11 protein-coding genes are annotated in these 15,256 nt (G+C 67.1%); 5 read left to right on the plus strand and 6 right to left on the minus strand.

Features of this window, described 5'->3' with window-relative positions:
- Positions 1 to 11: 11 nt before the first annotated feature.
- Positions 12 to 551 (minus strand): DUF4254 domain-containing protein, encoded by a 540-nt coding sequence (locus tag NY1_RS13265; RefSeq protein ID WP_233434322.1) that lies wholly within the window; start codon positions 549 to 551, stop codon positions 12 to 14.
- Between the two features lie 145 nt (positions 552 to 696).
- Here NY1_RS13265 and NY1_RS13270 point away from each other — a divergent pair, with 145 nt between their 5' ends.
- The 5 genes from NY1_RS13270 (at position 697) to NY1_RS13290 (ending at position 6,309) form a co-directional block, all read left to right on the plus strand.
- Positions 697 to 1,536: a GntR family transcriptional regulator gene (locus NY1_RS13270; protein WP_067711849.1), complete on the plus strand. Its 840-nt coding sequence runs from the start codon at positions 697 to 699 to the stop codon at positions 1,534 to 1,536.
- Positions 1,533 to 2,177 (plus strand): GNAT family N-acetyltransferase, encoded by a 645-nt coding sequence (locus NY1_RS13275; protein WP_084534932.1) that lies wholly within the window; start codon positions 1,533 to 1,535, stop codon positions 2,175 to 2,177. Before NY1_RS13270 ends, NY1_RS13275 begins: the two co-directional genes overlap by 4 nt.
- Positions 2,178 to 2,246: 69 nt before the next feature.
- Positions 2,247 to 3,470, plus strand: a complete 1,224-nt coding sequence (locus NY1_RS13280) for a DUF7373 family lipoprotein (RefSeq protein ID WP_067711852.1) — start codon at positions 2,247 to 2,249, stop codon at positions 3,468 to 3,470.
- 8 nt (positions 3,471 to 3,478) lie between these two features.
- Positions 3,479 to 4,735: a DUF7373 family lipoprotein gene (locus NY1_RS13285; RefSeq protein WP_067711855.1), complete on the plus strand. Its 1,257-nt coding sequence runs from the start codon at positions 3,479 to 3,481 to the stop codon at positions 4,733 to 4,735.
- A gap of 8 nt (positions 4,736 to 4,743) precedes the next feature.
- Entirely contained in the window at positions 4,744 to 6,309 is a 1,566-nt protein-coding gene (locus NY1_RS13290; RefSeq protein ID WP_067711857.1) for a serine/threonine-protein kinase, read from the plus strand.
- A 20-nt stretch (positions 6,310 to 6,329) separates the two neighbouring features.
- On the opposite strand, the gene NY1_RS13295 is transcribed toward NY1_RS13290, so the two are convergent.
- Genes NY1_RS13295 through eccD form a run of 5 tightly spaced genes read right to left on the minus strand, consistent with a single transcriptional unit; the run spans position 6,330 to position 15,194 of the window.
- Positions 6,330 to 7,472 (minus strand): serine/threonine-protein kinase, encoded by a 1,143-nt coding sequence (locus NY1_RS13295; protein ID WP_067711860.1) that lies wholly within the window; start codon positions 7,470 to 7,472, stop codon positions 6,330 to 6,332.
- A gap of 2 nt (positions 7,473 to 7,474) precedes the next feature.
- Entirely contained in the window at positions 7,475 to 8,236 is a 762-nt protein-coding gene (locus tag NY1_RS13300; RefSeq protein WP_067711863.1) for a DUF4229 domain-containing protein, read from the minus strand.
- 12 nt (positions 8,237 to 8,248) lie between these two features.
- Positions 8,249 to 12,259 carry a type VII secretion protein EccCa gene (gene eccCa / locus NY1_RS13305; RefSeq protein ID WP_067711866.1) on the minus strand — a complete coding sequence of 1,337 codons (4,011 nt, stop codon included), beginning with the start codon at positions 12,257 to 12,259 and terminating at the stop codon, positions 8,249 to 8,251.
- 17 nt (positions 12,260 to 12,276) lie between these two features.
- Positions 12,277 to 13,722 carry a type VII secretion-associated serine protease mycosin gene (gene mycP, locus NY1_RS13310; RefSeq protein WP_067711869.1) on the minus strand — a complete coding sequence of 482 codons (1,446 nt, stop codon included), beginning with the start codon at positions 13,720 to 13,722 and terminating at the stop codon, positions 12,277 to 12,279.
- Positions 13,719 to 15,194 carry a type VII secretion integral membrane protein EccD gene (eccD, locus tag NY1_RS13315; protein ID WP_067711872.1) on the minus strand — a complete coding sequence of 492 codons (1,476 nt, stop codon included), beginning with the start codon at positions 15,192 to 15,194 and terminating at the stop codon, positions 13,719 to 13,721. Before eccD ends, mycP begins: the two co-directional genes overlap by 4 nt.
- Between the last annotated feature and the right edge of the window lie 62 nt (positions 15,195 to 15,256).

The raw sequence follows: 15,256 nt of genomic DNA on the forward strand, positions 1-15,256 counted from the left end.
ACCGGAGGTCATCACCACGCGGGTAGGCGCCGCCGGCCCGCTAGGACGTCGCGTACGAGATCATCGTAGGCGTCGGACAATTCAGCCAAATGGTGCCAAGCACCGTGTAGCACTTCATCATTCGCGTCAAGGGTCATCAACGCGTGATGAGCGCGAATGGAAGCCTCCGCCAATCGATCGATGACCGATCCGACCGTTTCGGTATGCAAGGTCGCACCCAGGCGATGCTGGGGAACCGAACGCACGATCCAATCGTCTATGGCCATTACCAATTCGATTCGGCGGCGCTTGTTTTCGATGATCGACGTCGGATCGGTGTCGGGGCCGGTGCCGCCGCGGCCGACCAACCTGCGCTCATGCAGTACGGCCAGGTCATGAGCGAACCACAGCAGGGGTCCGCCGATGACGCGATGACCGCGGCATGCGCGCAGGAGTAGGTCGGAGGTCGGTAAAAGACCGGTGACCAATGACGGCGCCTCGATATCCCCATACGAAGGGGACATGTCGGGCAGTGCCACAACAACCGTATTCGATGTCTCCGAACCTGCCACGTTGCCTCGACTTCATCGACGTAAAACAACACCGCATTCAGGACGTTCATTACAATAAACCTCGGAAAGCGCTTGTCAAGCCTTACACGGCAGTAGGGGTCCGGGAGTAGACTTCTGAGCCTTGAAGCAACAACCGAGGAGCGAGATGGCGGACGGTCCGAGATATCAACGGATCGCAGACCTCCTCCGCGAGGAGATCCGCGCCGGCAAATGGAAACCGGGCGATCGACTACCCAGTCACAACGAGCTGGCCGATCAGATGCAGGTCTCGATCACCACGGCTCGCAACGCAATTCAGCTCCTGGTCGCCGAAAACCTGGTCTACACGGCAACTTCCAGAGGCACCATCGTGCGCAGCCGCGAGGTGCTGGAATCCGTTGTCACCAGCCCGATTCGGCCGGATCGGCCCAAGACCGCGCGCGATATCTTCGTCGAGATCGCGCTGGCCGCGGGCCGGGAACCGTCCAAGCAGTTCAGTGCCCGCATGGAACCGGCCAGTCCGGAGGTGGCGCACTGGCTCGGCGTGGAAAAGGACGATTGGGTGGTATCGCGCACCATCATGCAGTACCTGGACAACGAGCCCTGGTCCTGGGAGGTCAGCTTCTATCCCAGAGACCTGGCCGAGGCGACCGGCATCGACTGCCCGCACGACATCCCGGAGGGCACCACCCGGCGGCTGGCCGAGCGCGGCTACGCCGAGACCGCCCATCGCGACACCGTGGTCGCCCGCCCCGCCACCGCCGAGGAGGCCGTCATCCTCGGCATCGGCCCGGGCACCGTCCTGCTGGACCACCTGCGCATCGGTGCGAACCACGAGCGGATCACCCGGGTCACCCGGCACCGCTCCACGGCCGCACGCAACCGCCTGGCCTACGAGCTCGGCGACGACCTGGGTACCGAGATCATTCGCAAGACCCTCGGCTCGCCGCCCCCACCGGCCAATGCCCACTCCTTCGAGAGTTCCCTGCTACCTAGTTCGCCATGACTCCGCACGTCCGCCCGGCCCGACTCGCCGACCTGGGAACCATCACCAGGCTCCGCCTCCAACGCACCCACTGGCTGGCAGCCCACGGCAGTGATCAATGGACCCGGGCCGGACGCGGACTCCCCATCGAGCTCTTCGCCCGCGCGGTCACCCGCTCGGTGCGCAATGGGGAGACCTGGATAGCGGAGGTCAACGGCGAACCCGCCGGCACCATCACGGTGAACGACCGCGCCGACCAAGGCCTTTGGTCACCCGGCGAGCTCGCCGACGCGGTCATCGTCCACTTCATGATCGTCGACCTGCGCTTCGCGGGCAATCGCATCGGCCAAGCACTGCTGTCCCACGCCGGAGCCCTCGCCCGCGAAAAGCACCGCGCCTGGGTGCGTTTGGACGCCTGGACCACGAATACCGGCCTGCACGACTACTATCGGCGGGCCGGATTCCGCCTGGCCCGGATCGCCGGACCGGAGGCCACGGGGCCCTCGGCGGCCCTGTTCGAACGCCGAGCCGACAGCTGGCCCGAGGCGGCGACCTGGGAGCCGGGTGAGTTGCAACCGCTCCACGTGCCGGGCACGGCGGGGGGCTACGCCGGAGTAGCGGCGTACGACCTGGGCCGCGCCCGAAACCGAGCGTTTGGTTAGACTCCCGGCAACAAGGATTGACATCCACCCGCGAATCGAGGTGGACCAAGGGGCCGGGGGGCGAAGTCGTTGCGCACATTTTCGCGAGCATGGCAGGCGCTGGCGCTGGCGACTGCGCTGGTCGCGGGCACGGCGGCGTGCGGTGGCGACTCCGGCGCGGGCAGTGATCCGGAGCCCGTGGTCGACCTCGCCGCGCTCGAGGTGGGCAACTATCGCACCCAGCCGAAAGCCTTCGAACCCAAGGATCGCCAATTCGTGGGGCGGTTCTTCGAAGCGGAGGCGCTCGCCGGCGTCGTACCGCTGACGGCCGAGATGGATCAGTCGCTGAAGGTCAATCGGCCGGATGTCGTGCACGCCTTCCTGGCTCCCGGCGAAAGCTACGCCGGACCGATGTTCTCGTACCTGGACCAGACCGGATTCGCCGCCGACGCACCCGGATTCATCGGCGGATTCGCCAGTACCGGGCAGTCCGACGCGGATCAGGGCATCGGCTATTCGATGTCGGTGTCGGTGCTGCTGTTCGGCACCGAAGCCCAGGCCGGCGCCGCCGCGAGCGCCCTGGCCGTACGCGGGTTCCGCAACACCGGCGGGCGACCCGAGGACATCACCGCGATCAAGTCGGGCAAGTACCCGGACACCGTCTTCGGCTTCCACGCCGAGCAGAAGGCATTGGCCGGTTGGTACGCGACCGGCAAGTACGTGATCGTGCCGGTCGTCGACAGTGCCGAGGACAAGCAACTCGGCGTCTCCGAACCGGACAAGCTGCTGGGCATGGCGGAGAACGCGATTCGCGTGGTCGCCGATCGTTTGCGGGCGTTCCAGCCGACCCCGCCCGATCAGCTCGCGCAGCGGGTCTCGGATCCGGACCAGATGCTCTACCGGACCCTGCCCAAACCGGACGGCGATTCCTACGAACGGCCACCGGGCGTTTACAGCGCGGCGGCCGACCTGCATTTCGCGGAGTATCCCGAACGCACCCGGGCGCTGTACGAACGCACCGGTGTCGATCTGGTCGGTTACGGTGCGACGCAACTGGTGCGGACCCGGGACGCGGCCGCCGCCAAGCAGTATCTGGCCGACGTGACCGCCGACAAGTACATGGTCGAGGCCGAGGCCCCGAAGGGGTTGCCCGGCGCACGCTGCCAGAAGTACCGGGGTCCTATCGCCAACGCGGTCCCCTACTACTGCTACGTGAGCTACGACCGCTATGTGGGGTTCGCTTTCGCGTCTCTGCTACCGGAAGCCCAGCAACGCATTTCGGCCCAGTACGCGATCCTCGCGAACAGCAAGTGAGACAGCGCATGGCATTCTTCCGCAGCACTCCCGGCCGCCTGCTCTCCGGCGCGCTCGCCCTGGCTACGGTCACGCTGGCGACCGGGTGCGGGCCGACGGTGCCCGGTGCTCCCGGCGCCGCCGAGCCCGATGCGCGCACCTTCGATGTCGGGCGGTACTCGACCATCCCGCTGGACTACCGGGCGCAGTATTTCCACAAGGTGTACAAGGGGAACGAACTGGCCGCCATGCGGCTGGCCGGCTTCGTAGCCAACGGGACGGAAGTCGATCCCAGCCTGAAATTCGGGCGTGCGGCGGTCGGCATCACCTCCGCCCGGAATGCCGGGAATATCCTGGCCGCCGTCGATACGCCGATCCTCGAGAACAGCAATATGATGTTCGGCTTCAGCATGTCGGCGGCCGACACCGATCTCAGCACCGCGCGGGACCAGACGGTCCAGCGTGAGGTGAACCGCTCGGACGGCGGCAATCCGGGGCAGACCACCAGCGTCAATATCGCCGTTATCCAGTTCCCCGACGCCGGATCGGCGGCCAAGACCGCGACCGAGATCGAGGCCGCGGACTTCGCCGTCGCGGCCGAGGCCAACCAGCCGGTCACGCTCGACAAGTATCCGGAGGCGAAAGGCCATTGGCGGCCGGGCATTCCGACCATGGGCGTAACGCTGTCGCACGGCGACTACCTGATCAACGTGTTCGTGCAGAAGCCGTCGGCGGAAGAGGCGGGGCTGAAAAGCCTCGCGCAGCAGGCGCTTTCCGTTCAGCTCCCGATGCTGGACCAGCTGCCGCCGTTGACGCCCCGCGACGTCGTACGCCTGGACTACGACCCGCAGGGCATGCTCCGGCGCACGCTGCAACTCACCGGCAGCCCCGACCCCTCCGTCAAATCCGAATGGGTGATGAGCGCACGCGGCTTCCTGCACGGGGTGACCGCTCAGGACAAATGGCGGGCGATCATCGAACCGTCCGGGGTGGACCTGGTCTCGGAAACCAAGAACGGCGCGTTGCTGTTGCGTGCCCGCGACGCCGCTGCCGCCGCGACCTTGTCGGGCGCGATAACCGGCGGCTTTAAGAACAAAGCTAGTACACCCCAAGGTGTTCCAGATGTCATCTGCGAGGAGGCGGCCGATCCCCAAGCAGCCGAACGCTTCCGGTGCGTCATTCGCTACAACCGCTACGTCGCGATGGTCGTCAGCAATCAGCTGACCGACGTGCACCAGCGTGCCGCGGCACAATACGCGCTGCTCGCCAATGCGGAATGGATGTAAGGGAAGACATGAGTATCGGACCGGGTGCCGTGATCGGCGGGTACTACATCGAGCGGGTGCTCGGCGCGGGCGGCATGGGTACGGTCTATCTGGCCAAGCATCCGGTATTGCCCCGACGTGACGCCATCAAGGTGCTCAGCACGCAGTTCTCCGCCGACGCCGAGTTCCGCACCCGGTTCCAGCGGGAGGCCAATCTCGCTGCCGCCCTTGATCATCCGAACATCGTGTCGGTCTACAACCGCGGTGAGGAGAACGGGCAGCTGTGGATCGCCATGCAGTATGTGGACGGTGTCGACGCCGACGCCGCCATGAAGGCAGACCCGCGGTCGATGACCCCGCACCGGGCCCTGCGCATCATCGGTGAAGTCGGCCGCGGTCTCGACCACGCCCACCGCCGCGGTCTGCTGCACCGTGACATCAAACCCGCCAATTTCCTGCTCTCCCACGGCGATGGCGACGAGGAACGCGTGCTGCTCACCGACTTCGGCGTCGCCAAATCCACCGCCGACACCACCGAGCTCACCCAGGCCGGCAGCTTCGTCGCCACCATCGCCTATGCCGCACCCGAGCAGCTCACCGGCGGCCAGCTCGACCATCGCTCCGACATCTACGGCCTGGCCTGCTCCTTCTTCAAACTCGCCACCGGCCGCAACCCCTACCCCGGCACCCAACCGGCCATGATCATGATGGCCCACCTCACCGAACCCCCGCCCCTCATCTCCGCCGCCCTCCCCGGTCTCCCGCCCGCCCTGGACGAAGTCCTCGCGGTAGCCATGGACAAGGACCCGAACCGCCGCTTCGACACCTGCCACGAATTCACCAAAGCGCTCGAATCCGCAATGCATTTCGGGGTTTCCGACCTCACCATGCACACCCTCCCGAGCCGCTATGCCACCCCGGCGTCCTACCCGCGCACCCAGACCCACACCCCGCCGGCGCCTTCCGCCGCCCCACCTGCGAGCGACCGGACCGCCCCCGCCCGCAAGCGCCTCTGGTTCGCCGCAGCCGCCGCGGTCACCGTCCTCGCACTGGCCGCCGGCATAGGCATCTGGTCCACCCGGGACACCTCCGCCCCGGAAGCGGCCGCCACCTCCACCGTGGCGCCCACCCCCACCGGCGCCCCCGCCACCACCGCCGACGCCCGCCGCCAAAACCCCGCCTTCGAAGGCAAAACCATAGCCGCGGTGGATGTCTCAGGAACCTCCGGCTACAACGCCACCGTCGCCCTCCACCTGAAACCCAGCCCCCAAGCCACCTTCTTCCAAAACCTCGGCTTCGTCTACCACGCCGCCTGCACCCGCAAAGACGAGGAAACCACCCCCCGCCCCATAATCCGCTACGAGTCCTCCCCCCTGGACCAAATCGACTCCGGCTACCTACTCGCGGTCCGCAGCGACACCAACTCCGGCGGCGGCGGCCTGGTAAACCTGCCCTCCAGCATCCAAAGCCGCCGAGCCACCGTCATGGTCCTCGACGACCCCGCCGCCGTAGAAGCCCTCCGCAACTGGACCGACCAATCCGAACGCATCCTCCTGGAAAAACTGATCCCAGTCCTCCGCAAGAGCGTCAAATAGCTCGATCGACGGTCGGCAGGCTATCTCGGTGCGGTTGGTTTCGATGTGCGCGGGATTGCGCCAGGGACCGAGTACGTCGGGGTAGGGCTGGTCGTAGTCACGAGCGGCTTGGGTGCGGGTGTGTCGTCTCTGCTGCCGATGATGGCGAAGGCCGCGATCATGAACAGCGCCGCGCCCACCACTACGACGGCCACCAAGGTCGCGCCCCCGTGGTCTGACTCGTTTTCACTTTCGTGGGGCCGCTGAGTTTCCGGTCTTGCCGGGCGTGGTGTACTGCGCGGGCCGGACGAGTTCCGCTGGGCGGGAGCGGCATTCGCGGGCCGACCGGCGAGCGCCGATTCGGCGGCTGCGGTGAACTCCTCGCACGAGGAGTATCGGCGTGCGGGGTCCTTGGCCAGGGCCCTGGCGATCACAGCGTCCAGCGTGGTCGGAAGATCAGGCCTTTTCGCCGTGATGCGCGGCGGCGGCTCGTTGAGGTGTCCCATCATCACCATGGCCGGTTGGGTTCCAGGATAGGGAGTTTCGCCGGTAAGGAGGCGATAGAACGAGCAGGCGAGGCTGTAAATATCGCTGCGGGCATCGACGGGGCCGCCGGAGAGTTGTTCCGGAGAGGCGTAGGCGATAGTGGCCAGAAAGGTACCGGTGCGGGTCAATTCGGTATTGCCGTCGGCCTGTTTGGCAATGCCGAAATCGGCCAGCAGGACGCGTTCTTGCCCGTAATCCTGCGGGGCGAGCAGGAAATTGGCGGGTTTGATGTCGCGGTGCAGCATGCCACGGCGATGGGCGTGATCGAGACCCTTGCCGATTTCGGTGATGATGCGCAATGCACGTTGCGCGGTCATCGCCGCGGGATCGTGTTCGGCGGCGGTCGCCGCGTCGGTGCCGGGCACATATTGCAGGGCTATCCAGAGACAGCCTTCGTCCTCGCCACGGTTCTGGACGGCGACGATGTTCGGGTGGTCCAGGGTCGCGGCGAGTTTCGCCTCGCGTTCGAAGCGGGCCCGGAACTCGTGGTCGGAGGCCAGGTGGGGCCAGAGGACCTTGAGGGCGTCGTGGCGGGGTAGCGCCGGGTGCTGGGCGAGGTAGACCGTGCCCATGCCGCCGCTGCCGAGGGCGCGCTCGATGCGGTAGCCGCCTAGGACTGTTCCGGGGCCTATGTTCACGGCTACTTCTCTACGTACTTGCCGAAGGCGCGTTGGTATTCGGCGAAGTCGGGTTCGGTGTAGAGGACGGGGTCTTTGCCCTTGGTCATGGTGAAGTGGGGGCAGTTGGGGGTGGTGGCGCCGGAGAGGCGGGCTTCGGCGATTTTCTTGCCGGTGGTCGTTTCGTAGAGGGTGGCGTCGTAGATGCCTTGGTATTGATCGAGGGTGTCGGTTTTGAACTCGCACTTGGTGATGCGCTGGCCTTTGGAGGCGCTTCCGAGGCAAGCTACGAGCTGGATGTTCCCGGGGTTTTTATAGTCTCCGCTCCAGTAGCTGGGGGCGGAGGCTCCGACCAGGGAGACGTGCTGGGTGGTTTCGGATTCGTCCACGTAGAAGATGGCCACGGGGTGGGGGCCGTTGCCCTGGTGGGCCGCTCCGTCGGGGAAATAGGTGCGATCGCTGCCGCCGCAGAGTTTTTCGAGATCGCGGTACTCGGAGAGCGCTGATTGGCTGGCCTTCGGCATCCAGAACATCCAATACACCGAGTAGCCGGTGAGCGGGACCATGAGGGCGACCGCGATCCAGCCGATGGCGCGGCTACGGGGCGAACCCTCGGGTACCACGCCGCCATTGCGGCGCGTGCGGACCGCGGCGTAGACGAACCACGCCAGCGGGCCGCCCGCGAGCAGGGCGAAGACGACGCCAGGGAGGTAGCCGCCCTGTTTGAAGGCCAGGGCCGAGAAGACCCCGGCCAACAGGGTGAAGAGAATGAACAGTCTTGCCACGTGAACGAAACCCTATTCCGGTGGGAGATCGGCGATCTGGATCATCTGGTCGCCCGAGCGGGACCAGAGGATGCCACGCCCGGGCGGCAGCTTCATCGGGCGGAGATCGCCGATGAGCTTGCCTTCGTCGCGGGGGCCGCTCATGAGAAGGGTGGACACCGAGAGGTTCTTCATGGTGCCGAGCACATTGTCGTAGAGGGCGCGCGAGACGCCGCCCATCATGCGGGTCACGACCAGGTGCAGGCCGATGTCGCGGGCTTGCGGGAGCAGTTCGACGAGCGGTCCGAACGGATTGCCGCCGGTGGTGACCATGTCGTAGTCGTCCACCACGACATAGATTTCGGGCCCGGTCCACCAATTGCGTTCGCGCAACTGCTGGGGCGTGATGTCGGCGCCGGGGATCCGGTTCGCGAGGTACCCGGCGACTTCCTTGATCATCGGCCCACAGGTCTGGGACGACGTCGAATAACCCGCCAGCTGTTCACCTTCGAGCGTGCCCAGCAGCGTGCGCCGATAGTCGATGAGGATGACGCGCGCTTCTTGCGAGTTCGAGTTCTCGGCGATCCCCCGGATCAGGTTGCGCAGCAGCGTGGTCTTGCCGGATTCGATGTCGGCGAACGCCATGAAGTGCGGTTCCGCCGCGAAATCCAATACCACCGGCTGCAATTCGGCCTCGCCGATACCGATGACCACCTTGGTCGGCCCCTGCTGGATGCCGTGCTTGGCGGCCAGATTGAGCACCTGCTCGCGCGGCACGCTGAGCGGCAGCATCCGGACCTCCGCGGCCCGCCGGTTGCCGTACATGGCTTCCATCTGGGTGCGCGCATCGGCCACACCGGCCGCCAGCGTATCGGGATCGGTATCGGAGTCCAGGCGCGGCAACGCGATCAGCATATGCAGCGGATCGGCGGTGATACCGCGCCCGGGCTGGTTCACCGGCACATTGACCGCGACCTTGCGCCCCATCTCGGAGTCGGACGGGTCACCGAGGCGCAACTCGATACGGGTGCCGGTCATGTCCTTGACGCCCGGCCGGATCTCGGCCCAGCGGTTGGCCGCGATCACCAGGTGGATGCCGTAGGAAAGTCCCTGGGCGGCAAAGGCATTCATCTGCCCTTCCAGGAAGTCGAATTCCTCGCGGATCACACCCCAGCCGTCGACGACCAGGAAGACGTCACCGAACTTGTCCTGCAACACCGGATCATCGTGAATGCCCTGCGACAGCGCGGCATGCTTGCGCCGCCGGAACTCCGCCATGGATTCGATGCCGAGCTCGGCGAACCGCTCCTCGCGCTGCCGCAGCAGGGTCGCGATCTCGGCGACGGTGCGCCGGATGCGATCCACGTCGAGCTTGTTGGACACCGATCCGACGTGCGGCAGCCCGGCCAGGCTGGCCATCGAGCCACCACCGAAGTCGAGGCAGTAGAACTGCACCTGTTCGGGGGTGTGCGTGGCCGCCGCCGCCATGATGATGGTGCGCAGCGCGGTGGATTTACCGGACAGCTTGCCGCCGACCACCGCCACATTGCCTTGCGCACCAGCGAGATTGATGGTGAGCACGTCACGCCGCTGCTCGTACGGCTTGTCGATGATGCCGATGGCCATCCACAGCTGACCGTGCCGGTTGACCGGGGACCGCCAGTCCGGATCGGGCAGCAGCATGTCCACCGTCGGCGATTCCTCCAGCGGCGGCAGCCACACCTCGTGCGCCGGTCGCCCGTGCCCGGTCAGGCGCTTCACCACGACCTGCAGCAGGCTGTCCGGAATGCCTTCGTCGGCGGTCGGTGGCGGCGGCAGCAGATCGAGCGGATCCACGCGATCGGGCGTGGGCAGCGCCAGCACTTCCACCGGCGCGGCGGTGAATTCCCGGGGCGGCGCTTCGACGAGCGCACTGCCGTCGGCCTGCCGGGTGGCGCGCGGCGCGACATAGGGCCCGGACACGTAGGTCGCGTTGAACCGCAACGGATCCGACGCATCGCTCTTGAGGTAACCCGACCCCGGCACACCGGGCAGGTGGTAGGCGTCGGTGATACCGAGTACGGCCCGGGATTCGTTGGCGGAGAAGGTACGCAGACCGATCCGGTACGACAGGTGCGCGTCCAGTCCGCGCAGCTTGTTCTCCTCGAGCCGCTGCGAGGCCAGCAACAGGTGCACGTGCAGCGACCGCCCGAGCCGGCCGATCATGACGAACAGATCCGCGAAATCCGGCTTCTGCGAGAGCAATTCGGAGAACTCGTCGATGACCACGAACAGCGCCGGTAGCGGATCCAGCGGCACGCCGGCCGCCCGCGCCTTCTCGTAATCGTTGACATTGGCGAAATTGCCCGCGGAACGCAGCAATTCCTGCCGCCGGGTCATCTCACCGGCGAGCGCGTCGCGCATACGGTCGACGAGCGCGAGCTCGTCCTCGAGGTTGGTGATGACCGCCGCGACGTGCGGCAGCGGATCCAGGCCGAGGAAGGTCGCGCCACCCTTGAAGTCGACCAGCACCAGATTGAGCTGATCGGGCGAGTGCGTGGCGACCATCGAAAGCACAAGGGTCCGAAGGAATTCCGACTTACCCGAACCGGTGGCGCCGATGCACAGCCCGTGCGGGCCCATACCGTTCTCAGCCGATTCCTTGATATCGATCTCGACGGGCGTGCCGTCGGGGGTGACGCCGATCGGCACCCGCAGCCGCTCGCGTCCGGCGCGCGGCCGCCACACCTTGGACGGGTCGATCTGCGCGGCGTCCGGAATCTTCAGCAGCGCCATCAGACCGGGATCGGTGGTCGTGGTGTTGTCGCCGAGGCTCACGATCTGGGCGGCGGTGGCGATCCGATAGCGGGCGAGACTGCGCGCGAACGCTTCCGCCTCGGCGAGCGTCACCCGGTCGGCGGTCGCGAACTTCTCGGTGCCCGCGGCGCTCTTGGCGAACACCTCACCGCCGGCGGCGACCAGCTGCAGCCCACGCCGCGCGGCCAGGGAGTTCTCGCTGGCGCTGAGGTCGATCACCGTCACGGCGTCCAGACCGGATTCGCTGATCAGCCGCTCGTTACCGCTGACATACCCGTCGTCGATGACCACGACCAGATGCACCCGTCCCTGCGTGGGCTGCGGATTGCGCATGAACCGCCCGCGTTCGAGCAGATCGTCGGCCAGCGCCGTCTCCAGCTCACCGAGCGAGCCGTACATCATGCGCGCCGCGCCCATACCGTCACGCGCCGACGAATGCTGCAGGTGCGGCAGCCATTTCGCCCACGACCAGGCTTCGGCATCCGGATCGGCGCACACGATGGCGACCGAAACATGGTCGGGCCCATGGAAAGCCGTCAACTCCATGAGCATGCTCTGCACCATCATGCGGGCGTCCTCGGCCGGACCCTCGACATTGATGGCCGGAAATGCCCGCAGCGACACCGCGGTCGGCAGTTCGTGCACCACGGAGTGGGTGCGCACGAATCGCCGCAGCGCCACCGTGGACACCGGCTCCAGGTCTTCCAGCGGCCCGGTCTCCGGCCGCGCCAGCTTGGCCGCCAGCCGGTGGGTGCCGATCCCGACCCGCACATGCCCGAAGTCGGGATCGTTGGGCCGCCGCTCCCACATCCGCCGCGAGCCCACCACCGAGGGCAGGTCGGCGGGTTCGGGATGACTCCACACCAGCGTTTCCAGCTGCTTCTGCGCCGTGCGCCGCACTTCCCGGCGCGTCTGGTCCAGATACCGGAAGTAGTCCTTGCGATCCTCGTTGAGTTCGGCCGCGCTCTTGTTGCCGCTGCGCTGGCCCATGAGCATGCCGGCCATCGACATGATCATCATCATCGGGAACATCATCATCATGGGGTTGGTCAGGATCGACCGGCCCATCATGGCCATCATGGCCACCATGCCGATCATGGCCACCACCATGACCACCGGCATGAGCTTGGTGAGCAGCGAACCCGCCACCGCCCGCGGGATTTCCGGCGGCGGGGTGAGCGCCATCTCGCCGCCCGGCGCGCGCGGCGGGGCGATGCGGGGCCGGCGTACGAAACCTTCGGTAGCCATGAATATTGCTCCGGTTCTTACGAATCGAGGTCGGGCAGCTCGTCGTCGCGGCGGGCGCGGCGGAACGGGATCGACAGCGCGAGACCGATTCCGAGCGCGGACAGACAGACAATGGAGCCGACAATGGCCACCAGTCGCGGAAGACGCGGCGGGCCAGCGGGTTTGGGAGGTTCGGGGAAGGCGCGCGCCTGATCGGAGCCGACGGTCACGGGCTTGTCCGGCAGCTGTGCGGTGAGCGCGGCCAGCGGATCGATCAGGCCGTAACCGATGCGATCGTCACGACCGGTGCCGGGCGCGTGCGCGGTGCGGGTGATCCGGTCCATGACCTGTTGCGCGGTCATCTCCGGGAAACGCGCGCGAATCAACGCCGCCAGGCCGGACACATAGGGCGCGGCGAAACTGGTGCCGCCGATGGGCTGCCACCCGTTCGAGGTCAGCGCCCGGTCGACCAATCCGGTCGCACCGCCCTTGCTGTCCAGCCCGATGATATTGGTGCCGACCGCGGCGACCGAGACCCACGGACCGTAGAGGGTGAAGCTGGATGGGCTCCCGTTGCGGTCGACCGAGCCGACGGCCAGCACGTACTTGCTGAACCAGGCCGGGCTGGCCACCGTCTTGACCTTCTTCCAGCTGTCCGCGGAATTCTGCGGATTCTCGTCGTTCTGCGTGCTGCACCCGCTGGAGGAGTCCACGTTCCCGGCCGCGACGACCACCACGACATTGCGGTCGTAGGCGTAGCGCACCGCGGCCCCGAGCGCGCCGTCGGCGGTTTCGGAACCCGCTGCGGTACAGGCCACTTCGGAGATATTGATGACCGTGGCGCCCATGTCCACCGCCCGCACCACCGAGGCGGCGAGGGTGGTCACATTGCCGTACCCCTGGGTGCTCATATTGCCCGGCGCCTTGTCGCCGCCGGAGCCTTTGACCTTGTAGTGGTCGCTGACCTGCCGGATGGACAGGATGGTGGCCTCGGGCGCGACGCCGACGAAGGCATCGTCCGGGCTGGGCTGGGCGGCGATGATGCCGGCCACGAAGGTGCCGTGCGCGTCGCAGTCCTCGTCGGTGCCGTCACCACCGGAAACGAAATCGCCCCCGGCCTCCAGCCCCGGCAAGCGCGGATGCCGGTTCACCCCGGTATCGATGACCGCGACCTTCTGCCCGGCCCCTCGGCTGAACTGCCATGCGGCGGAAAGGTTCAGCACCCCCTGCGAGTACGGCTCGTCCTTCGGCACCGACCCGGCCAGCGAGGGCTCGTTGCACAGCGCGTGCTTCTCGGTGGGCTGCTGCGGCGCGGGCTTGCCGCTGAGCGCCTGCGCCTCCCCCAACGCCCCGAGATCCACAGTCGGCGGCGTCACGGCCTTGACCGGCAACGCCGAAGCCGGCACTACCGGCCCCAGCAGCGCCGCCCCGAGAATGCTTGCCGCACAGACGATCCGACCCCAGTCGCGATGAATCCGTCTCATATGTTCCGCGCCATCGAGTAGACGTCCATGAGCCACAGCACCAGCGGGACGATCGATACGATCAGGCCGTATTCGAATATCTCGTTGAAGCGCCGGGTCACCGGGGTCACCTCGACGTGCGGACCGATGACACCGAAACCGATCGCACCCACCGCGAAGGCGAGCAGCAGTCCGGCCGAGAGCAGCGGCATTTCGGGATCGGCGAGCGCCAGCAGCACCAGCAGCGACACGAAAGTGACGCAGCCGCCGGCGATCAGCGTGGTGGCCTGGGTGAGGTCGGCGAAGGAGCGACCGCGCAGGCACAGGATGACGGCGACGACCACCGCGAGCGCGATGCCCTGCCAGCGCGGGGAGCCCAGCGGATCGGCGGCCACGACGGCGCCGAAGGCCGCACCGACCGCACTGCCGATGACCATGCCGGTCTGGAACTGGTTGGCGGTGCGTGCCCGCTGCCCGAGGCCGTGCGCGGACGGCAGCACCGTCGCGCCGATCGCCCCGATGCCCTCGATGGTCGGCCGCGGTTCGTGATCGGCCGGATCGATGGCCGCGCCCGCGGTGGGCACCGGCGGCACGGGCAGCCGGGCCAGCATGGCGGCCAGCCGCGGCACCATGGACAGCAGCAGAATGGAGGTGATCAGCACCCCGGCAGCGATTTTCACGGTGCCCGCATCCCAGATCACCCGCACCGCCGCGGCGCCACCGGCCAGCACCACCAGCGTGACGGCGGCGGCGACGATGGTCCCGCCCGCGCCGATCACCCGGTAGCCGACGACCGCCACCAGCAGCGTGGCCGTCGCGCCGAGCATCAGATGCGGACTGCCGATCTCACCGGGCACCGCCAGCGCCGCCCCGCCGAAGGTCAGCAGCAGCAGGCACAGCGTGAGCACCGAGGCGGTCAGCTCGTCGGCGTACTTGCGCTTGGCGATCATGGCCGCGACCAGTGCCGCGACGGCCCCGCCGAGCAGCATGGCGGGCGCGACGAAATCATCGCCGTTGCCGCGCGATACCGCGCCCAGCACCAGCGCCATCAGCACCGCCACCGCGCCCGCGACCAGGCCGGTCCAGCGCGCCGAGCTCGGCGACCAGCCCCGGAATTCCTCTGCGGTGAGCCGGGATACGGCATCGATCACATCGTCGAAGAGCGCGGGCGATTCCTTGGCCGCCACCGCGCGCAGGACGAGCAGTTCGCCGTCGTAGATCTCCGCGTCATTGAGCGTCTGGTTGGGCGCGATCATGTCGCGGCCCAGTTTGGCCAGCGTCCAATGCTGCGGCTGAAGTGGCGTTCCCCCCTCTTCGCTGCCCAGTGGCTCCGGGTCGCGAGATTCGATGAGCTTCACGAGATCGTCGATGAATGCGGCGATCGGCGTGTTTGCCGGCAGCCCGACGTCGAGCTGGGTGTTCCCCCCGATGACGGACACTCGGCACAATTCGGGTTCGGTGGCTCCAAGGCCGCCGAGCGACTGTGCGGTCACGTGCTGAACTGCTCCTGACTTCTCCAACAGTTGCCCGCCTAGGGCGGTTAACCATAATGTAT

Origin of the sequence: Nocardia yamanashiensis NBRC 100130, from assembly GCF_001613325.1 — a bacterium.
Classification (GTDB): Bacteria; Actinomycetota; Actinomycetes; order Mycobacteriales; family Mycobacteriaceae; genus Nocardia; species Nocardia yamanashiensis.